The organism is Streptomyces sp. NPDC050636, from assembly GCF_040654775.1.
In the GTDB taxonomy this organism is placed as follows: domain Bacteria; phylum Actinomycetota; class Actinomycetes; order Streptomycetales; family Streptomycetaceae; genus Streptomyces.
Genome location: NZ_JBFAIP010000015.1, coordinates 34678 through 55216, shown reverse-complemented (window position 1 = coordinate 55216; position 20539 = coordinate 34678). Strand labels below are relative to the sequence as shown.

Sequence of the window (20539 nt, the reverse complement as noted above, 5' to 3'; positions counted from 1 at the left end):
CTGGAGCCCGGCCCGAGCACGGTAGTCAGCCTTCCCGGTGGGCCGCTCGGTCCCGCAGCGCCTCGATTCCGGCGATCTGTATATCGAGCGCGACCTCGAAGTCCCGCTCCAGCATTTCGAGGGCGGTCAGACCCTTGCGGGTCTCCCCGGCCCGGATGGACAGCTCCATCGCCTCGGCGAACTCCGGGCGGTCCGAGACCGCGGCGACGACCTGGCCGAAGTACTCGTCCAGGCTGATGCCCGCGGCCCGGCAGCGGGCTTCGTGGAGCGCCCGGATCGTCGAGAAGCCGTAGACGAAGTGGAAGACGGACGCCAGCGCGCCGGACGCCGTCTCCGGGGCGAGGCCGCTACGCCGCATCACCCGGAGTGTCGCGTTGGCGAACGCCGTCGCATGCGGGCCGATGTTGATGAACTCGCCCAGCAGCCGGGCCGCCCAGGGATGCCGCAGCAGCATGTCGCGGTAGGCGACGGCGAGGGCGCGCAGCTGGTCGCGCCAGTCGGCGCCGGGGTCCGACTCGTCGGGGAGGGGCATCTCGCCCGCCACCGCGTCGATCGCCAGCTCCAGCAGGTCGTCCTTGGTGTCGACGTACCAGTAGACGGACATCGCGGTGACGCCCAGCTCGGCGGCGAGCCGGCGCATCGAGAACTTCGCGAGGCCCTCGGCGTCCAGCAGCCGGACCGAGGTGGCGATGATCTTGTCAAGATCCAGCCCGGCCGGCTGGTCCGCCTTCCGCTTGAGCGGGGGGCGTTCGGTCAGCCAGACACTGTTCGGCCGCTTCGTGGCGCGGCCGTCCGTCGCTGCCATGGCGCCCCTCCCTTTCGCAGAGCGATCTTTGTTCTCCTTGCTGATGCTATTCCGCGGCACTGACAGTGGGTGACGATCCGTCCCCCGATGTGGTGGCTGACGATGCGTCCGACGAGACGTCCTGCCCCGTGCGCTCCGCCCGGCGCAGCAGTACCGCCGCGATCAGCCCGCCGAGGAACACCGCGGCCGCGCCGACCAGCTGGCTGGTGCCGATGCCGCTCGCGAAGGCGTCGTGGACGGCGGCCCGCTCCGCGTCCGTACGGGTCCTGGCGAGCGCCGCGGGGAGTGCTCCGGCGCCTGCGGCGACCAGCGGAAGCAGCGCGACGAACCGGGAGTTCAGGACCGCGCCGAGGACGGCGACACCGAGGCCCTGGCCGAATTCCATCAGCGTGCCGTTGACGCCGGCGCCCACCCCGGCCTTGGCCGGCGGGATCGCGGACATGATGGCGTTGGCCATCGTCGGCATGGCCAGCGCGACACCGACGCCCATCACGATCAGGCCGGTCAGCATGCCGCCGTAGCCGTCACCGCCGAGCGTGGAGATCGCGGCGAGCCCGGCCGCGAGCAGCGTCATCCCGGAAACGATCATTCCCGGGGTGCCGACCCTGGGCATCAGACGGGCGCCCAGGCCGGTGAAATTGACCAGGATGACGGTGACGGCGAGCGGCGCCATCCGCAGCCCGGCGTCCAACGGACCGTAGCCGAGGACCAGTTGGAGATGCTGGGTGAGCAGGAACATCGAGCCGCCCATCCCGAAGGCGACGAGGATGCCGCCCGAGACGGCGCCGATGAACCGGCGGTTGCGGAAGAAGTGCATATCCAGCATCGGGTGCGGGACGTGCAGCTCCCAGAGGGCGAAGACGGCCAGGCCGATGATGCCGACGGCGGCGGATACGAGCACCCGGCCCGACAGCCAGCCGGACACGGGCCCGTCGATGATCGCGAAGACCACGCTGGCCATGCCGATCATGGACAGCAGCGCGCCGAGCAGGTCAGGCCGTTCGCTGCCGCGGCTCTGGGACTCCGGGACCAGCGCGACCACGGCCACCAGCCCGATCAGTGCGACGGGGAGGTTGACCAGGAACAGCGAACCCCACCAGAAGTGGTCGAGCAGCGATCCGCCGATCAGCGGCCCGGCGGCGAACCCGAGGGAGTTGACGGAGCTCCAGATACCGATGGCCTTGGGGCGCTCCGCGGCGTCGAATATCTGCATGACGACAGCGAGGGTGGTGGTCACCAGGAGCGCGCCGCCGATACCCATACCGGCACGGGCGGCGATCAACTGGCCGGGCGACTGGGCGAGGGCGGCACCCAGAGAGGCCACACCGAACAGCACCAGGCCGACGGCGAGCATCTTCTTGCGGCCGTAACGGTCGGCGGAGTTGCCCGCGGTGAGCAGCAGGCCGGACTGGACCAGCGAATAGGCGTTGATCATCCACTGGACGTCGGCGGTGGTCGCGCCCATCTCCTCGGTGAGGGAGGGGACGGCGACGTTCAGCACGGTGTTGTCGAGGACGACCGTGAGCTGGGCGACGCAGATGACCGCCAGGATCAGCCAGCGGGTGGCGGACCGGCCGGGCGGCTGGAGGGGGGTGGCGGCGGAGGCCACGGCGGGCATACGGGCTCCCTGTACGGTGCGGGGACTGGTTGCCTTACACCGTACAGGGAGCGTTATACGCCGTACATTGATTTACGTCGGGCCTTGCGCTTCAGCTTCAGGCCTTGCGTTTCAGGCCTTGCGCGTTAGGCCTTGCGCGTCAGGTCGTAGAACGTGGCGCCGCCCACGGCGACCTTCTTGAAGGTCTTCTCGATCCACGAGGTGATCTTCGACGAGGAGCCCTGGCTCCCGCCGGGACCGCCCATGGAGCCGCCCCTGCTTGCGATGAAGTAGTGGATCTTGCCGTCCGCCACATACTTCTTGAGCTGGGCGAGGGTCGGCGACGGGTCGCTCCCGTTGAAGCCGCCGATCGCCATCACCGGCTTCCCGGTGGCGAGTTGGTAGCTCGCGGCGTTCTGGGAGCCGATGGCCGCGGCGGCCCACGTGTAGTCGGCCGCGTCCTTCTCCAGCAGCGCCTTGGCCTTGTCGGACACCTGGCTGCCGTTGAGCAGACCGCCCATGCCGCCGCCCATGCCTCCCATACGGCCGGCGCCGCGCTCACCAGTACCGCCCATCGGGCCGGGGAAGCCCTGCCGGCCACCCTGGGGGCCGCCCTGTGCCGGGGCCCGGCCCTGCTTCTGCCCCTGGGCGGCCTGGCCTCCCGGTGCCGGCGGCTGAGCCTGCCCACCCTGGCCCGGCACCGTCAGCGTCTTTCCGCCCGGCCGTCCACCACCCGGGAAGCCACCCCCGCCCGGCCCGCCCATGCCGCCCTGGACCGAAGGCCCGGCCGTGATGATCGAGCCGCCCTTGGCCGTGTTGACCGTGTTGAGTGTGTACGCGAGCGGGCCGGCCAGCGCCGTCGCCACCCCGAGCCCGGCCGCGAGCACCGCGATCCGGCGGCGGGTCCCTGCCGACTTTGCCTGTCCCGACTGTCCGGCCTGTCCCGCCTCTCCTAGCTGCCCTGCCTGTCCCGTCGATCCCGTCGATCCCGTCGATCCCGCCGATCCCGCCGATCCCGCCGACCGTGTCTGCCGTAGCGCCAGCAGCAGACCCAGCGCCGCTAGCAATCCGAGCGCGAGCACCGTCCAGCGCAGCCACGGCAGCCAGTCCGGCGAACGGTTCAGCAGCACGTACGACCAGCCGGCGGTCGCCGCGACCGTCACGGCCAGGACGAGCGGCGCGATCCTCCCGCCCGTCGCCCGACCTCCACCCCCAGAAGGCGGCGCTACGCGCCGGCAGCCTGCCCGCCGCCACAGCAGCGTCCCGCCCATGCCGACCAACGCCGCGATATAGGGCGCCAGCGCGATGTTGTAGTACTGATGGAAGATCCCGGACATAAAGCTGAAGGTCGCGAACGTCATCAGCAGCGCGCCGCCCCACACCAGGAACTCGGCCCGCTCACCGGCCTCTTCGGCGGCGTGTGCGCGACGGGCACGCCAGAGCACACACACGCCCGCGACCAGCAGAATCAGCGCGGCAGGCAGCAGCCAGGAAATCTGGCCGCCCATGTCGGAGGAGAAGAGCCGGGTGATACCCGTCTCGCCCCAGCCACCACCACCGCCGCCGGGCCCACCCCGACCACCACCGCCGACACTGCCGGTCTCATTGCCGGTGATCCTGCCGAAGCCGTTGTAGCCAAAGGTCAGCTCCAGGAAGCTGTTGGTCTGCGATCCGCCGATGTACGGGCGCGTGGACGCCGGCCACAGTTCGACGAGCGCCACCCACCAGCCGCCGGACACCACGATCGCCAGACCGGCCAGCAGCAGTTGGCCGAACCGGCGGCGTACCTTGACCGGCGCGCAGCACGCGTAGACGAGGGCCAGCGGCGGCAGGATCAACCACGCCTGCAGCGTCTTGGTGAGAAAGCCGAGCCCGAAACAGACACCGGCCAGCAGCAGCCACCTCGTCCGGCCGTCCTCAAGCGCGCGCAGAACAGCGGCAATTGCACAGACCATCAACAGGCACAGCAGTGCGTCGGGGTTGTTGAAGCGGAACATCAGGGCGGCGACCGGCGTGATCGCCAGCGTCGCGCCCGCCAGCAGCCCGGCCGCCACGCCGAACCTGCGCCGTACGGCCGCGTAGAGCACGCCGACCGTCGCCACGCCCATAAGCGCCTCGGGCACCAGGATCGCCCATGAGCTGAGCCCGAAGAGGCGCACGGACAGCGCCATCGGCCAGAGCGCGGCCGGCGGCTTGTCCACGGTGATCGAGTTGGCAGCGTCGGAGGACCCGAAGAAGAACGCCTTCCAGCTCTCGCTGCCGGCCTGTACGGCGGCCGAGTAGAACTGGTTGGCGTACCCGGAGGCGGCCAGGTTCCAGAGGTAGAGCGCGGCCGTGACCACCAGCAGCGCCAGCAGCGCGGGCCGGGCCCAGCGCGATAGGGGTCGCCCCTGCGCGGAAACGGCGACCGACGCCAGCGCTCTCTCCTGTGCGGTGACCGGGGTCGGGTACGGCGACTGCGCCGGCGTACCGGGCGGCGGGTGCGGGGTCATCGAGCGCTCCTGGTGTGGTCGTTCCGGTCGTGCGGGGCGAGCGGCTGCGGTTCGTCGGGGCCGTCGCCGTGGTTGTCGCGGACGTTGTCGCGGAGGTGGTCATCGCGGACGTTGTCGCGGATGCCGACCCAGGCACCGTCGCGGACGTCGTCCCGGATGCCGTCGCGGGCGTCGTCGCGCCGCTCCGCGTCCGGGAAGACCCAGGCGCGGAAGAGCAGAAACCGCAGCACCGTCGCCGCAAGGTTGGCGGTGACCAGTACCGCGAGTTCGGTGCCGTGCGACGGGGTGCCGGTGGCGGCGTCGAGGGCGGCGAGCGAGCCGCTGGTCAGGGCGAGTCCGATGGCGAACACGACCAGCCCCTGCGCCTGGTGGCGGACCGCCCGGTCCCGTCCCCGTACGCCGAAGGTCAGCCGCCGGTTGGCGGCCGTGTTGATGACCGCCGACACCAACAGAGCGCCGGCATTGGCGAATTGGGGCCCGATCCCCAACCGGAAGAGAGAGTAGAGAGCGAGATAGAGGAGCGTGCTGAGCGCGCCGACGACACAGAATCCGACGAGCTGACGTGCCAGCCCGCCCGGCACACCGGACAGGTCACGGTCCCGGGGGTCGTCGCCGAAGGGCCGGGCCAGCCGGTCCAGCGGCAGCGCGCCGGTCGCCAGCGCCCGCCCCACCCGCCAGACGCCCTTGAGATCGTCGGTGGCCGTACGGACGATGTGCACGGTGCTGTCCGGGTCGTCGACCCAGTCCACCGGCACCTCGTGGATCCGCAGCCCGGCCCGCTCCGCGAGCACCAGCATCTCGGTGTCGAAGAACCAGCCGGTGTCCTCGATCATCGGCAGCAGGCGCTCGGCGACATCGCCGCGTACCGCTTTGAATCCGCACTGCGCGTCGGAGAACCGGGCGGCGAGCGAGCCGCGCAGGATGAGGTTGTAGGTGCGGGAGATGAACTCGCGCTTGGGGCCGCGCACCACCCGTGAACTGCGGGCCAGACGCGAGCCGATCGCCAGGTCGGAGTGGCCCGAGATCAACGGCGCGACCAGCGGCAACAGGGCGTTGAGGTCGGTGGACAGATCGACGTCCATATAGGCCAGCACCGGCGCGTCGGAGTGCGTCCATACGGTGCGCAGCGCCCGCCCGCGCCCCTTCTGCTCCAGCCGTACGGCCGTGACCTCGTCGAGCGCTTCGTCGAGGCGGGCGGCGGCCTCCGGCGTACGGTCCGTGCTCGCGTTGTCGGCGATGGTGATCCGGAAGCCGTACGGGAAGGTGCGGGTCAGGTGCGAGTGCAGCCGTCGCACGCAGGGTTCGAGGTCGGTCTCCTCGTTGTAGACGGGGATCACGACATCAAGGACCGTCTCAATCTCGCCGAGGCGCAGATGCTCGCGTGGCGGCAGGGAGCCCAGTGGAGTGCGGGCCGGCTGTGTCATCGTCATGCCGACGACACTCGCCAACTGCGCTGTCACCTCGGTGTGGTGAGCCTGTGGCCGGGCTGTGAGTCGGCGGAGGGCTCGCGGCCGGCGCCTCCAGCCCCCCAGCCAGCGTCTCCAGGCCCCTAGCCGCCGTCTCCAGATGCCCAATCGGCGTCTCCAGACGCCCAGCCGGCGTCTCCAGACTCCCGATCGGCGTCTCCAGCCTCGCGGCCGGAAGGATCACCGTGAAAACCGTCCGGCCCGGGGCGCTGTCGACCGCGACCGTCCCGCCATGGGCGGCGACCACCGCCTGCACGATGGCGAGGCCGAGTCCGGTACTCCCGGCAGCGCGGGAGCGGGACGCGTCGCCGCGCGCGAAGCGTTCGAAGACATGCGGGAGCAGGTCGGGCGGGATGCCGGGCCCGTCGTCCCGCACCTCAAGGCGGACGGCGGGCTCCTGGCCCGCGCTCCGCACCCGGGCGGTCACCGTCGTCCCCTCGGGCGTATGCGTCCGGGCGTTGGCCAGCAGGTTCACCAGGATCTGGTGCAGCCGGCCGGCATCACCGCACACCAGAGCGGGGTCGTCGGGCAGCTCCAGCCGCCATCGGTGACCGGGGCCGGCGGCCCGTGCATCGCTCACGGCGTCCACCACCAGCGGCGAGAGATCAACGCTCTCGTATGAGAGCGGGCGTCCGGAATCGAGCCGGGCGAGCAGCAGCAGATCCTCCACCAGCCCCGTCATCCGCTCCGCCTCGGACTCGATCCGGCCCAGAGCGTGCCGGGTCTCGGGCCCCGGCTGCTCCCGCCCGCGCCGGGTCAGCTCGGCATAGCCCCGAATCGACGCCAGCGGGGTGCGCAGCTCATGACTGGCGTCGGCGACGAAGCGGCGCACCCGCGTCTCGCTCTCCTGACGCGCCGAGAGCGCCGAACCGACATGCCCCAGCATCCGGTTCAGCGCCGCACCGACCTGCCCCACCTCCGTACGCGCATCCGCCTCGGCCTCCGGGACCCGGACATGCAGCGCCACCTCGCCCTGATGGAGGGGGAGTTCGGAGACACGGGTGGCGGTGGCCGCGACCCGGCGCAGCGGCCGCAGCGCGATACCGACCATGGCGGCGCCCGCGATGCCGGCGGCGATCAGCCCGGCACCCGTCACACAGACCTCTACGAGCACGAGCGTGCCGACGGTCTCCTGGACGTGGCCGAGCGGCAGGCCGAGGACGAGCGAGCCGTCCTTGGCGTACTGCACGCGGTAGTCGCCCAGGCCGGGCAGCTCGGTGGTGTGCCGCGCACCGTCCCGGGGCACGGAGTTCAGGGCCGCGGTCTGTGCACGGGTCAGCCCCTCCAGGTGATCTTCGGGCGTACGGCTGGCGGAGCCCTTGCTCTTCGCCCCGCCCTCGATCGCCCCGTCGGGCGCGACCCGCGCGCCCACCGTCCCGATGGGCATGCCGGGCATCACCACGAAGTCGGGGCGGTCCCCCATGAGGAGGTCGTGCGGCTTCGGTCCCCGGGAGCGGTCGACGGATTCCCTCAGCTGTTTGTCCAACTGACCCTGGAGCTGGGAGTGCAGCGCGATGGTCGTGACCGTGGCGATCACCGCCCCGACCACGGCGATCAGCGCCACCGCCGACACGACAAGCCGAGTCCGCAACGACCAGCGACGCCGGGGAGCGGGGGCATGGCCGCGCTCCGGTGCACCGGCGCGGACCGGGGCAGGTCCATGACCGTGACCCGGGGCGGGAGAGTTCATCGGCCGGCTACCCGCCCGGCTTGATCAAATACCCCGCACCACGCCGGGTGTGGATCATCGGCTCTCGCCCCGCGTCGATCTTCCGCCGCAGATAGGAGATATACAGCTCGACGACATTGGCCTGACCCCCGAAGTCATAGCTCCAGACCCGGTCCAGGATCTGGGTCTTGCTCAGCACCCGGCGCGGATTACGCATCAGATACCGCAGCAACTCGAACTCGGTCGCGGTCAGATGGATCTCCTGACCGCCCCGCCACACCTCATGGCTGTCCTCGTCGAGCACCAGATCGCCCACCGTGAGCAGCGATTCGCTGCGCGCGGTGGCCGCCCCGGCACGGCGCAACAGCCCACGCAGCCGGGCCACCACCTCCTCCAGGCTGAACGGCTTGGTGACGTAGTCGTCGCCGCCCGCCGTCAGCCCGGCGATCCGGTCCTCGACGGCGTCCTTGGCCGTCAGGAACAGCACCGGGACGTCCGGCAGCTCGCGCCGCAGCCGGCCGAGCACCGTCAGCCCGTCCATGTCCGGCAGCATCACATCGAGCAGCACCGCATCGGGCCGCCAACTCCGCGCACAGCGCAGCGCGCCCGCGCCGTCCCCCTCCGACCGGATGTCCCAGCCCTCGTAGCGCAGCGCCAGCGACAGCAGATCGGCGAGCGAGGACTCGTCATCCACGACCAGCACCCGCACCGGGCTGCCATCGGCCCGCAACAGCTCCGACCGCTTCCCAGGCGCCCGCACCGCAGCCCCTGCCCCTGCCCCGTCAGCGGGCACGGATGACACCTCGCGGAACGCACGGCCGGACGCCGGAGCGGACGAACGGCCGGACGCGAGACCGGACGAGAGACCGGACGAGAGACCGGACGAGAGGGTGGACGAACGACCGGGCGAACGGCCCGGCGAGAGACGGGACGACGCAGAGGACACCGGAGTCATGGTCATGACCTTGAGCGTGACCGGCTCCCCTGAGAGCTCCCTTTCCGGTATCTGTGAATCTCCTGAGAATCCCCCGTGGTCTCCCCCTACTGTCCCCCTGCTCTCCCCCTGCTTCCCCCCTTGTTCCCTACCTCTACCTCTGCCCCTCCCCCACTTCCCCCCTGTCCTCTCCCCCGTACCTCCCAGCCCTCCCCAACTGACCGGCAATTCCCGTGCAACCGGCCTGGGCCGCCCCCCGCGCGGTCCAAACCGATCAGCACTCCGCAAGCATCGCACCCACCACTGACAATCGCCCTGACCAGCAATAACGCCGCCTGTGGGGCGCTCACCCGCACCGCCCGGCCCATCCCTCGACGCCACCCCGTACGGTCGCGGCATGAGACTCCTCGCCCTCTCCGGCAGCCTGCGCGCCCGCTCCTCCAACAGTGCCGTGCTGCACTCCGCCCTCGACCTCGTCGACGGCCCGGCCACCACCGCGGACATCGGCGCGCTCCCGCACTTCAACCCGGACCTGGACGGCGAGGACGCCACACCCCCCGCCCCTGTCGCCACCCTCCGCGCCGCCGTCGCGGCCGCCGACGCCCTTCTCGTCGTCAGCCCCGAATACGCGCACGGAGTCCCCGGTGTCCTCAAGAACGCCCTCGACTGGCTGGTGAGCAGCGGCGAATGCGTCCACAAGCCGGTCGCGGTGATCACCGCGTCGCCGTTCCCCACCGGCGGCGACCACGCGAACGCCCAACTCCGCGAGACCCTGCGCATGATGACCGCCGAGATCGTCACCGCCGCCTGCCGAGAAATCCCCGCCATCGGCCCGAAGATCGACCCCACCACGGAACGGGTCACCGACGAGGCAACGCTGGCGGACCTCCGAACCGCCATGCACCACCTGACCACGGCAGCGACCGAGTGATCGGTTGGATACACCGGGCGCCGCAGGTCACCGTCATGACGACTGACCTGGCTGCCAATTGATACGCCCGGAATCCCTCCGCCCATTGGTATGTCCGGAGTCCCTCACACCCCGAACAACCGCGCCCCGTTCCCATGGCAAACCCCCCGCAGCCACTCCTCCCCCATCTCCAGTCGCCTCAGCGCCTCCAGCGCATGCGCGTACCCGTAGGGGATGTTGGGGAAGTCGCTGCCGAACAGCACCCGATCGCCCAGGTCGGCGAGACGATCCCGCTCACCCTGCGGAAACGGCGCCGCTCGCTCGGCGAAGTCGGTGAACGCCATCGTCGTGTCGAGGTGCACACCCGGATAGCGCTGCGCCAGGTCCAGGAAGTCGGTGTATTCGGGCATCCCCATATGCGCGATGATCAGCCGCAGCCGGGGGTGCCGGGCCAGCAGCCGCGCGATCGGTTCGGGCCCGGTGTGCTTACCCGGCGCCGGTCCTGACCCGCAGTGGACGACGACCGGCGTGCCGGCCTCCGCGAGGGCGCCCCACACCGGGTCGAGCTGCGCACCGGCCGGGTCGTACCCGCCGACCTGCACGTGCGCCTTGAAAACCCGTGCCCCGTCCGCAACTTCGGCCCGGACGTACTCCGCCGCCCCGTCCTCCGGGAAGAACGTCGCGGTCCGCAGGCAGTCCGGCGTACGGGCCGCGAAGTCCGCCGCCCAGCCGTTCAGCCACTGCGCCATCCCGGGCTTGTGCGGATAGATCATCGAGGTGAAGGCCCGCACGCCGAAGCCGCGCAGCACCGCCAGCCGCTCGTCCTCCTCGTAGCGGTACGCGATCGGCCACGGCCGCCCCACCAGCGGTCCGGCGGCGTCGAAGTACGCCCAGACCTTCGCCATCACCCGCTCGGGCATGAAATGCGTATGCACATCGATCAGCCCGGGCAGCCCCAACTCCTGCCAGAACACGCCGACTTGCTCATCGCCGTCCGCCACACCAGCCCCTTCCCGCCATTCCGCTCACGGCACGGACGCACACGCATCCGGCGCCCACCCAACACCTACCTGCATATGGCACCCATATTCCCCGCCCCACATCCACCCGGGAACACACCCGTACGGATCAGAACAGTCCCTCCTGGGGTCCGGCCGCCCCCGCCGCCCCTGCTCCGTACGCCGCAGCCCTTAGGGGCACCGTCGTCACCCGCCCCTTGGCCGCCCCCAGAACCCACCCCGACAAAACCCTGGCATCCAGCACGGCGACCACCTCAGAGTCCCCCGATGCCCGCCCCGGCATGTCCCCCGAAACATGCGCAGCCACCTGCCCCGGCACATCCCCCGCCACCCGCAGCCGCAGATAGACGTCCGACCCCACCCCGGCCACCACCTCGCCCACGATCTCCGCCCCCGCCGTCATCCCGCCCAGCTCCGCCGCGCCCGCCGGAACACGGTCCAGCCCGAACAGCTCCGTATGGTCCGTACCGTCGAAGTCCACCGGCTCCAACGTTTCCGGCCAACCCGCCAACTCCCGTGCCCTGTCGTGCAGTTCACGCAGTGCCGCAATCCGCTCGGACAGCGGCGGCAGCACACCGCGAGCCGCCCGCTTCGCCCCCTTCCCGAACCGGTCCGGCACCGCCAGCGCGCTCCCCAGCAACGCCTCCGCCCGCCGCGCAGCCATCAACGGCCCGCGCCCCAGCCATGCGTACGCCACCGCCCCCTGCTCCACCAGCCGGGCCGGCCCGCGCTCGGCGGCCGTGATCCCCACCTTGAGCAGCCCGGGACCGAAGTACGCCAGATAGACGCCGTACGGCCGCGGATCATCGGCCATGGTGTCGGCCGCCACCGAACGCGACCGGTCCAACTGGGCGCACCGCGCGCACTGGTCCTTCGCGCTCGCGCCGTCGAGCACCGCCCCGTACGGACACACGATCCAGCGGCCGGCCCTTCGCACCCCCAGGCAGCACCGCTCCCCCTGCGCGGCGAACGCCAGCACCTTGCCCGCGGGGAGCAGGCTCACCCGCTCCTCGCCCCGCTCGGCGCAGTACCAGCCGAGCCGCTGCGCATACCCTCCCGCCGGCCCCGATCCGCCACCTGACCAGCGTGGTCCCGTACATCGCCACACACAGTCAGCGTACGACCGACCACTGACAACGCCGCCCCGCCCACCGCGGCCCTACGACACGACGCCCCACATCGCCGCCGCCCGCCCCACACACGGCTACGACACCACCGTCAGCTCCACACCCGACCCCCGGAACGTACTCCGATAGGCCCGCGGCGAGACCCCCAGCGCCGCCTGGAGATGCTGCCGCAGCGATGCCGCCGTACCGAAGCCCGCCTCCGCCGCGATCCGGTCCACGGACAGATCCGTCTCCTCCAGCAACTGCCGGGCCCGCTCGACCCGTTGCTGCGTCAGCCACTGCAACGGCGAGACCCCAACCTCCTCCCGGAACCGCCGGGTGAAGGTCCGTACGCTCATCGACTCCCGCGCCGCCAGCTCCCGCAGGCTCAGCGGCCGGTCCAGATTCTCCAGCGCCCACGCCCGCGCGGTGCCCGTCGAGGACACCTGCGGCTCCGGCACCGGCCGGCGGATGTACTGCGCCTGGCCGCCCTCCCGGTGCGGAGGTACGACCGTCCGCCGGGCCACATCATTGGCCACCGCCGCACCGTGATCGCACCGGATCATGTGCAGACACAGATCGATCCCCGAGGCGACCCCGGCCGCCGTCAACACATCCCCCTCGTCCGTATAGAGCACATCCGCATCCAGCTCGACCGCCGGAAACATCCGGCGGAAGTCGTCCACCGACCGCCAGTGCGTGGTGGCCCGCCGCCCGTCCAGCAGCCCCGCGGCGGCCAGCACGAACGCCCCCGTACAGATCGACGCGATCCGTGTCCCCGGCCGGATCCGCCCCAGCGCGTCGGCCATCGCCGGACTCAGCCGCCCGGCGCTCCGCTCCGTCCCCGGGTCGTAATCCACCCCGGAAGCCGGCACCACGACCGTGTCCGCCTCCTCCAGCGCCTCCACCCCATGCGCCACATTCACCGTGAAATCCGTGTCCGTACGCACCTCTCCCGGCTCCAGCGCGCAGGTCACCAGCTCATACAGCCGCTCCCCCGCCGCCGACCTGGCCTCCCCGAAGATCCGGTGCACGATCCCCACCTCGATCGGCAGCAGCCCGTGCCGCACCAGCACCGCCACCCGATGCCGCCGGAAACCCTCGGAAGCCTTCCCCGAAACGGAAACCTTCCCCGAAACCGAAACCACCTTGTCGCCCGCCATGGCCCGATCCTTGCACATCATGGCTATCCGGCCACTCGTTCGGCGCCCCGCCCACCCCGACAGTGGACGCCATGAAGGTCCTCTGGCTGTTCGCCCACCCTGACCAGCGCTCTCTCAGCGGCGCCCTCAAAACCGAGGGACTGCGCACCCTCGATGCCCACGGCCACGAACACCGCGTCTCCGACCTGTACGCCATGAAGTGGAACCCGGTGGTCGACGCCGACGACTACGCCCACGACCCGGCCGACCGCCTCCTCATAGGCGACGCCTCGGAACGCGCTTACGCAACGGGGCAATTGAGCCCCGACATCCGCTCCGAGCAGCAGAAACTCGCCTGGGCCGACACCCTCGTCATCCAGTTCCCCCTCTGGTGGTACGGCATGCCCGCCATCCTCAAGGGCTGGTTCGACCGCGTCTTCGTCAAGGGCTTCGCCTTCGGCATCACCGACCCCGCCACCGGCCGCCCGCAGCGCTACGGCGACGGCAAGCTGGCCGGCAAGCGCGCCATGGTCATCGTCACCGCCGGGGCCCGCGCCGCCACCCTCGGCCCGCGCGGCGTCAACGGCGACCTCAACGACCTCCTCTTCCCCCTCCAGCACGGCACCCTCTGGTACACCGGCATCTCCGTCGTCCCGCCCCTCCTGATCCCGGCCGCGGACCGCGCCACCCCCACCGACTACGAAACCGCCGCCACCCGCCTACGCGACCGCCTTCACACCCTCCCCACCACCACCCCGCTGCCCTTCCGCCACCAAAACACCGGCGACTACGACGACGACCTCCTCCTGCACCCCCACCTGGCCGCCCCGCACCACCATGGCCCGTCCGCCCACTACACAACCCCGCCCGCACCGGCCCACGGGTGACCCGAACGCAAAAAGCCGCAGGCCCGGTGGATGTAAATCCACCGGGCCTGCGGCATCAGTAGCGGGGACAGGATTTGAACCTGCGACCTCTGGGTTATGAGCCCAGCGAGCTACCGAGCTGCTCCACCCCGCGTCGGTAGACCAAACACTACGCGACTATGGGGCCAACGCCTAATCCTTTCTCCACAACCCACCCAGGCCCCCCAACCGCCGCCGTACGACACGAAAAAGCCCCCTCCCGGAGAACCGGGAGGGGGCTTTGACTTGCGGTGCGCTCGGCAGGATTCGAACCTGCAACCTTCTGATCCGTAGTCAGATGCTCTATCCGTTAAGCTACGAGCGCTTGGCTTTCCGGCGGTTTTTCTTGGCCGGTCGGCGTTGCGGGAACAACATTACATGACCTGCGCCGTGAGGCGAAATCCATTACCCGCACCCCTCCTGACCTGCGGAAATGTGCTCTCGGCCGGTTCCTGGTGGCTGCCGGTCGCGGCCGGCGTCCTCGACGATCCGGACGAAGTTCGGGTGGCTGTCGCCCTCTTCGGGCGCCCGCATCCGCCCCGCCCCGGCCTCCGTACTCGGACTCCCACCCGCACAAAAGCGTTCAGGCCCCGGTCGCGGACGACCGGGGCCTGAACGAAAGAAGAGCGGAGGCGGAGGGATTTGAACCCTCGATGGGGGGTAAGCCCCAAACCGCATTAGCAGTGCGGCGCCATAGACCGGACTAGGCGACGCCTCCACACACCCCACGCGCGCAAGCGCGCTGTGGCGTGTCCAGATGATGGCACAGCTCTGCGGGCTGTCACCAATCGCCCCCCACGGTACTCGGCTCGCGCGCCACCCGGCAAAGACGTTTTTGCGGCGCAACGTCGGGGTCGGCGGCGCGTTAGGAGAGGCGGGGCCGTATGGGGACACAGCCGTACGCCCCGGCGCGTACGTGTCGCGTACCCGCCCCGCTCTCGTCCCTCTGGAGCCGTGATGCCGCATCGCAAGACGTCCCGCTTCGCCGTGGCGGCCGCCGCCACGGCCGCCGCCGTGTCCGTCGTGTCGGCCCTCGCCGCGACGGCGTCGGCCGCTCCGATCCCGCTGCCGGAGCGCCGGGCCGTGGCCGGCCCGCCGTCGCCCGCGAGCCATCTCTCGTCCGGCGACCACCTCACGCTGACCGTCACCGGCTCCGGGGACCCGGACCAGGACGGTACGTACGAGCTGTCCTGCCACCCCACCCGCGGCGACCACCCCGATGCCGAGGCGGCCTGCGACGGGCTGGACGAGGTGACGACATGGGGCAAGGACCCCTTCGCGCCGGTGCCGCCGGGCGCCCGGTGCACGATGATCTACGGCGGCCCGGCCACCGCTCATGTCGAAGGCACCTGGGCGGGGCGGCCGGTGAACGCCGACTTCAAGCGGACCGACGGGTGTGAGATCGGCCGATGGAACCGAGCGGAGCCGCTGCTTCCGCGTACCACTTTGTGAGCCGATTCGTGAGCCGATTCGTGATCTGGCTCGTGATCTGGTTCGTGATCCGTCAGCTGATCGGTGCGCGATCCGGTAGGAAATCCGGTACGCGGCAGGGCTCAACGCCCCCTTCGTCACTCAGTTCGCCACCCGGTTCACCGCCCGGCCCGTGACCCGGTTGATGACGGAGTAGCGCGCCAGGTCAGGACGCGGGGCACATGTCCGGCGTGCGGTGAGTCGCACAAAGTCGGGGCATTTCCTCCTCGTCATGCGCCTCCGCGCCGCGGGCAAGTGCCCGTAGACTCCATCCCAGCGACCCGCCCCGGTGGGTCGGCAAGGTGCGGTAACAGGGAGGAAGCGTCGTCGTGAGCAGCAGGCCATCCCGAGGCGCTGCTCGCCTCGCAGCCATACTCGACGCCCTCCCCGACGCGCTGTTGCTCGTCAACTGCAACGGCACGGTCGTCAACGCCAACACCATCGCGCTGGAGACCTTCGAGGCGCCGGGTACCGCCCTCGTGGGCCGCGGTCTGCTGGACCTGCTGCCGTCCTTCGACTCCAAGCGCATTCCCGGCTCCATGCGGCGCCGGGACGAGGAGACCGAGGGCGGCCGTACGAAGCCCACCCGGATGGTCGCGCGGCGTACCGACGGGACCGAGCTGCTGGTCGAGGTGACCAGCGCCAATCTGGAGGACGGGCGCACCCCGTACGAGAGCGCCTTCGAGGCCGCGTACGCCGATCACCGCAACGGCTACACCGGCGATGAGCTGCTGATGCTCGTCGTCCGCGATCTGACCGGGACCCTGGACACCGAGACCGAGCTGGCCCGCCAGCAGCGGCAGACCGAGATGATCCTGCGCGCCGCGGCCGAGGGTGTGGTCGGGGTCGATGCCGAGGGCAAGGTCGTGCTGGTCAATCCGTCCGCCGCACAGATCCTGGGCTACCGGGCGAGCGAGCTGGGCGGCAAGGAGCTGCACCCGCTGATCCATCACTCGCGGGCGGACGGTTCGGCGCTGCCGTGGGAGGACACCCCGCTCGCCGACACGCTGAAATCCGGGCGCAAGCACCGGGTGCGCGGGCAGGCGCTGTGGGCGAAGGACGGGCGCTCGGTGTCCGTCGATCTGACGACGGCACCGGTGCGGGACGGAGATCAGCTCGTCGGTGCGGTGATGACGTTCACGGACCGGCGTCCGTACGACGCGCTGGCGGCGCGGCACAGCCAGCTGCTCGCGGTGCTGGAACAGGCGCTGCGTGGACCGCTGGAGGAGCTGAAGGGCGAGCTGGGCACGCTCGCGTCCGACCCGGCGGGGCAGCTGTGGCCCGAGGCGAACCAGATCCTGCACCACCTCGCCGCCGGCCATGCCCGGATGACGACGCTGGTGGACAACGTCCTGAGCTATCAGCGGCTGGACTCCGGGCAGGACCGGCTCAACCGCGTCAAGGTCTCGCTGGACACCGTCGTCGCGGCGGGTGTGGAGGGCGCGGTCGAGCTGATCGGCCCCGGCCGCGCGCAGTTCGCGGTGCACGCGCCGCCGATAGAGGCCACGGTCGATGCCGAGCGGATCGCGCAGGCGCTGTCTCATCTGATCGCGGATGTCGCGGGTGTGGACTCCACGGGCCGGATGCCGGTCGGCGACGGCGGCACGGGCCCGGACGGGCGGTCGGGTCCGGTCCCCGGTGACTCGACGATCGTGGTCGCGGCGGCGAAGCGCGGGGACGTCGTACGGATCGAGGTGCGCGGCCCGTATGGCGGCGGCGACCCGGTCCATGAGCCCATCGTCCGCGGGATCATGCGGCAGCACGGCGGTCTGATGCAGACACACGAGATGCCGGGGGCGCCGGGCGCGGGCGGCAGCGCGTATGTGCTGGAGCTACCGGTTTCACCGGACGGGTCGGTGACGGCCGGGGCGGAGCGGGCGCCTGAGGCGACCGGTAATGAGACGACGGTGATGCCGGTACCGGCTGCCCGGGCGCGGGGAACGCAGCCGGGCGGGGCCGATGCGGGCGCGGATTCGGGTGCGGACGGTCGTACGGGCGATCCGGGTCAGGGGGGCCAGGCCGGTGACACGGGTGCCGGTGGTTCCGGTGGTGCCTCCGGGGATGGTGACCGTACGGGGCAGCACGGGGCGGCTGTTGAGAGTGGTGCGGGAGTGCCCGCCCAGGCAGACGGCGGGCCGCAGCAGCCGACCGGCCGTCGGCGCGCACGGCACTCCGGCGCGGAGCAGGGCGCGGGTACCGGACCGCGGGCGCTCGGCGCGGGTGGCGGGCCTGCCGGCCACGGTCCCGAGGGCGCACAGGAACTGAACGCGGCGAATGGCCGCGGACCGGGCGGAGAGGTCGCGCCCGGTGCGGAGGCCGGTGTTCCGCACGGCGCCGTGGGCGATGGCACACAGGGCGAAGCGGGCTCCGGCGCGACCGACGGCGGTCCGGGGGCGCGCCCCCACGGCGGTGCCGCGGGCGGGTCCGACGGCGCCGGCCGGCCGGGCGCGGACGGTGCGGGGCTGCCGCCGGGGATGGCGGGCGCCGAGGCCGTACCGCCGAGCGGACGGCGACGCGCCCGCCAGGGGACGCCGGAGGGCAGGGCGCTGCCCGCGCTTCCCTCGGGCGCGAACGATGCGGCCGAGCACACGCAGCAGGGCGCAGGCGGGGCTCAGGCGGCCGGTCCGGCCACGGGACCGTCGGCATCGGGTCCGGGTCCGGCGTCGGCTCCCGGGCAGGTTCCGGCGTCGGCTCCGGGGCAGCCTCAGGGGCTCGGCCCGGTGCAGCCGCAGGGCCAAGGCCCGGTTCCGCCGGCGGGTTTGGGACCGGTGCAGCCGAGCGGCCGCCGGGCGCGCCGGGCGCTGGCCGAGGCGCCTGAGCGGGCCCAGTCGACCGCGTCCGCCGCCGCCTCGAACGGGGCCGCCTCCGCGCAGCATCCAGGTGCCGCTCAGCAGCCGTCGGACCCCCGGTCCGCGGACGCGCTGTCGCCCGCCGGCGCACGTACCGCCTTCGCGCTGCCGCCGGCCGCGGCGGACCAGACGCCGCAGTCGCTGCCGGCCCTGCCCGCGGTCGCCGGTCAGGTGCCCGCGCGTGGGGGCACGCTCGGGCATGGGGGTGCCCCCGCTCGCGCGACGTCGCGAGTGGCGGAGGAGCCGAGCCCGGGGGAGGCCGGTCCGCAGGACGGCGGTGGCACGGGCCGTCGCCGGGCACGTCGGCCGGTCGGTGGCGGCGTGGACGGGACGCCCGGTGCGCAGCCGGGGCACGAGCTGGAAGCGGCCGCCGACTCCGGTGACCCGCAAGGCGATTGGGATGCCGAGCCGACCGGCCGACGGCGTGCCCGGCGGGCCGCGGCCGAGGAACGGGCGGCGGCCGCGATGGCCGATTCCGAGGCGTCCGGCACGTTCGTGGCGGGCCCGGAGGGGCTCGTGGCACAGCCGACCGAGCCCGGCGAGGAGACCGGTACGGCGACGGGCACGGTGGCCGGGATCGCCCCGGTGACGGACGGGCCGGCGCCGGCCGCGCCCGCACCGACCGGGCGTAGGCGTGGGCGCCCCAGCCCCGCCGAGGAGCCCCCGGGCGGCCAGGCCGCGGCCACTACGGCCACCGGCCAGCACCCCGAGCACACCCCGGCCCGCGGAGCAGCGCAGGCTCCGGATCAGGGCGCGGCGGCACAGGACACGTCCCCCGTCCCTCCGCAGGGACGGGGGCCCGCCCCCGCGCAGCGGCAGCCGCTGCCGCCCGCCGAGGACGACGGCGGCCACGCGGCGGGACACTCCCACGGGCGGGCGTTCAGCGTGCGCACGCTCGGCCAGGGCGTGCCGTTCGCCCAGCAGCTCGCCGACCAGCAGCGCCCGGCGCCACCCGCCGGCAGCACGCCCCCCGGTGGCACGTCCGCCGGCTCGGGCCGCCGCCGCAAGCTCGCCGCACCCCCGCAGGACGGTGAGCGCACCACCGCCGCCGAGTCCGCTGCTCCGGCCGAGGCGCGGCCGCACCCGGGGCCCCAGGCAGGGGCGCAGCCGGCCCAGCCCGCGCACCAGCCGCAGCCCAAGCCCGCAGTCCCGGCGCAGTCGCAGCCGCGTCTGATGGACGCCGGCGAGGGCCGCGCCTTCGCGATCTCCGCGCCCGACGAGGGCAGCGAGGGCCCCGAGCCGCTGGACGGCCCGAACGGGGCCATAGAGGTGATGAACCGTCAGCCGCTGCCGATGGACGACGAGCTGCCGCCGGAGCCGCTGGACAATCCGCGCCGGCTGCTGGTCTGGCCGGCGCCGGATGTCTCCACCCAGCAGGCGCTGAGCGACCGCGGCTACCGCCCGGTGATCGTCAACTCCCGCGAGGAGGTGGACGCGCAGATCGCGGCGTACCCCGCGGCGCTGTTCGTCGACCCACTGACCGGGCCGATCACCCGCACCGCGCTCCAGTCGCTGCGCCAGGCGGCGGGCGCAGCCGAGGTCCCGGTGCTGGTGACCGCCGGTCTGGCGCAGGCGACCCGGGAGGCGGCGTACGGCGCCGACCCGGCCGTGCTCCTCAAGGCGCTCGCGCCGCACGACAGCGAACAGCACCCGCCACGGGTGCTGCTGATCGAGCAGAACGACGCCATCGCGGGCGCCCTGACCACGTCGCTGGAACGGCGCGGGATGCATGTCGCCCGAGCCGACGCGGACACCGACGCGGTCACCCTCGCCACACAGATGCAGCCCAACCTGGTCGTGATGGACCTGATGCAGGTACGCCGCAGGCGGGCCGGCATCGTCGACTGGCTGCGCGCCAACGGGCTGCTCGACCGCACCCCGCTGGTCGTCTACACCTACGCCGACATGGACCCGGCCCAGCTGCCGCTGCTCGCCGCGGGCGAGACCGTCCTGTTCCTCGCGGAGCGCTCCACGAGCGCCGAGGTGCAGGCCCGGATCGTCGACCTGCTCGCCAAGATCGGCACGAACTGACGCCGAGGCGTTGGGCACGGCCAGGCGGCGGGCTGTTGGGGACGACGGGACCTTGCGGACGGCGAGGCGGCCGACGAGGCGGCCGGTTGGTGGAGCCGTGGGCAAGGGGCTGACGGAGCCGTAGGGCCTCTCCGACCCTGACCC

General features: G+C 72.1%; 13 protein-coding genes and 3 tRNA genes. 4 read left to right on the top strand and 12 right to left on the bottom strand.

Annotated features, from left to right (window positions below):
• Positions 1-25: 25 nt before the first annotated feature.
• The 6 genes from AB0I10_RS15165 to AB0I10_RS15140 form a co-directional block, all read right to left on the bottom strand.
• Positions 26-805, bottom strand: a complete 780-nt coding sequence (locus AB0I10_RS15165) for a TetR/AcrR family transcriptional regulator (RefSeq protein ID WP_363152901.1) — start codon at positions 803-805, stop codon at positions 26-28.
• Between the two features lie 46 nt (positions 806-851).
• Entirely contained in the window at positions 852-2423 is a 1572-nt protein-coding gene (locus AB0I10_RS15160) for an MFS transporter (RefSeq protein WP_363152900.1), read from the bottom strand.
• Positions 2424-2548: 125 nt separating this feature from the next.
• Positions 2549-4894 carry a glycosyltransferase family 39 protein gene (locus AB0I10_RS15155; RefSeq protein WP_363152899.1) on the bottom strand — a complete coding sequence of 782 codons (2346 nt, stop codon included), beginning with the start codon at positions 4892-4894 and terminating at the stop codon, positions 2549-2551.
• Positions 4891-6324, bottom strand: a complete 1434-nt coding sequence (locus AB0I10_RS15150; RefSeq protein ID WP_363152898.1) for a bifunctional glycosyltransferase family 2/GtrA family protein — start codon at positions 6322-6324, stop codon at positions 4891-4893. Before AB0I10_RS15150 ends, AB0I10_RS15155 begins: the two co-directional genes overlap by 4 nt.
• A complete protein-coding gene (locus tag AB0I10_RS15145) occupies positions 6248-7951 on the bottom strand; it encodes an ATP-binding protein (protein WP_363152897.1) in 1704 nt (567 codons plus the stop codon). Before AB0I10_RS15145 ends, AB0I10_RS15150 begins: the two co-directional genes overlap by 77 nt.
• Before the next feature lie 106 nt (positions 7952-8057).
• Complete coding sequence (locus AB0I10_RS15140) at positions 8058-8759, bottom strand: response regulator transcription factor (RefSeq protein ID WP_363152969.1); 702 nt, start codon at positions 8757-8759, stop codon at positions 8058-8060.
• 601 nt (positions 8760-9360) lie between these two features.
• On the opposite strand from AB0I10_RS15140, the gene AB0I10_RS15135 reads away from it, so the two are divergent.
• A complete protein-coding gene (locus tag AB0I10_RS15135; RefSeq protein ID WP_363152896.1) occupies positions 9361-9894 on the top strand; it encodes an NAD(P)H-dependent oxidoreductase in 534 nt (177 codons plus the stop codon).
• A gap of 104 nt (positions 9895-9998) precedes the next feature.
• Here AB0I10_RS15135 and AB0I10_RS15130 read toward each other — a convergent pair whose 3' ends face one another.
• The 3 genes from AB0I10_RS15130 to AB0I10_RS15120 form a co-directional block, all read right to left on the bottom strand.
• Positions 9999-10874, bottom strand: coding sequence for an amidohydrolase family protein (locus tag AB0I10_RS15130; RefSeq protein WP_363152895.1), 876 nt, complete (start codon positions 10872-10874; stop codon positions 9999-10001).
• A 127-nt stretch (positions 10875-11001) separates the two neighbouring features.
• The gene (locus AB0I10_RS15125) at positions 11002-11895 is read right to left on the bottom strand and encodes a DUF2797 domain-containing protein (protein WP_363152894.1); all 894 of its coding nucleotides are present in this window, start codon (positions 11893-11895) and stop codon (positions 11002-11004) included.
• A gap of 201 nt (positions 11896-12096) precedes the next feature.
• Positions 12097-13161, bottom strand: a complete 1065-nt coding sequence (locus AB0I10_RS15120; RefSeq protein WP_363152893.1) for a helix-turn-helix domain-containing protein — start codon at positions 13159-13161, stop codon at positions 12097-12099.
• 71 nt (positions 13162-13232) lie between these two features.
• On the opposite strand from AB0I10_RS15120, the gene AB0I10_RS15115 reads away from it, so the two are divergent.
• Positions 13233-14027, top strand: a complete 795-nt coding sequence (locus AB0I10_RS15115) for an NAD(P)H-dependent oxidoreductase (protein WP_363152892.1) — start codon at positions 13233-13235, stop codon at positions 14025-14027.
• Between the two features lie 59 nt (positions 14028-14086).
• Here AB0I10_RS15115 and AB0I10_RS15110 read toward each other — a convergent pair.
• From AB0I10_RS15110 to AB0I10_RS15100, 3 genes are all read right to left on the bottom strand, one after another.
• Positions 14087-14160 (bottom strand) — tRNA-Met (locus AB0I10_RS15110).
• Between the two features lie 137 nt (positions 14161-14297).
• Positions 14298-14370 (bottom strand) — tRNA-Arg (locus tag AB0I10_RS15105).
• A gap of 302 nt (positions 14371-14672) precedes the next feature.
• Positions 14673-14763, bottom strand: a tRNA-Ser gene (locus AB0I10_RS15100).
• A 239-nt stretch (positions 14764-15002) separates the two neighbouring features.
• On the opposite strand from AB0I10_RS15100, the gene AB0I10_RS15095 reads away from it, so the two are divergent.
• Both AB0I10_RS15095 and AB0I10_RS15090 read left to right on the top strand, forming a co-directional pair.
• On the top strand, positions 15003-15497 hold the full coding sequence (locus AB0I10_RS15095) for an SSI family serine proteinase inhibitor (protein ID WP_363152891.1): 495 nt from the start codon (positions 15003-15005) through the stop codon (positions 15495-15497).
• A gap of 347 nt (positions 15498-15844) precedes the next feature.
• Positions 15845-20395: a PAS domain-containing protein gene (locus tag AB0I10_RS15090; protein WP_363152890.1), complete on the top strand. Its 4551-nt coding sequence runs from the start codon at positions 15845-15847 to the stop codon at positions 20393-20395.
• Positions 20396-20539 lie beyond the last annotated feature (144 nt).

Coding starts and splice junctions, on each gene's coding strand:
- AB0I10_RS15165 (WP_363152901.1), bottom strand. CDS start 805: ATGGCAGCGACGGACGGCCGCGCCACGAAGCGGCCGAACAGTGTCTGG.
- AB0I10_RS15160 (WP_363152900.1), bottom strand. CDS start 2,423: ATGCCCGCCGTGGCCTCCGCCGCCACCCCCCTCCAGCCGCCCGGCCGG.
- AB0I10_RS15155 (WP_363152899.1), bottom strand. CDS start 4,894: ATGACCCCGCACCCGCCGCCCGGTACGCCGGCGCAGTCGCCGTACCCG.
- AB0I10_RS15150 (WP_363152898.1), bottom strand. CDS start 6,324: ATGACGATGACACAGCCGGCCCGCACTCCACTGGGCTCCCTGCCGCCA.
- AB0I10_RS15135 (WP_363152896.1), top strand. CDS start 9,361: ATGAGACTCCTCGCCCTCTCCGGCAGCCTGCGCGCCCGCTCCTCCAAC.
- AB0I10_RS15120 (WP_363152893.1), bottom strand. CDS start 13,161: ATGGCGGGCGACAAGGTGGTTTCGGTTTCGGGGAAGGTTTCCGTTTCG.
- AB0I10_RS15115 (WP_363152892.1), top strand. CDS start 13,233: ATGAAGGTCCTCTGGCTGTTCGCCCACCCTGACCAGCGCTCTCTCAGC.
- AB0I10_RS15095 (WP_363152891.1), top strand. CDS start 15,003: ATGCCGCATCGCAAGACGTCCCGCTTCGCCGTGGCGGCCGCCGCCACG.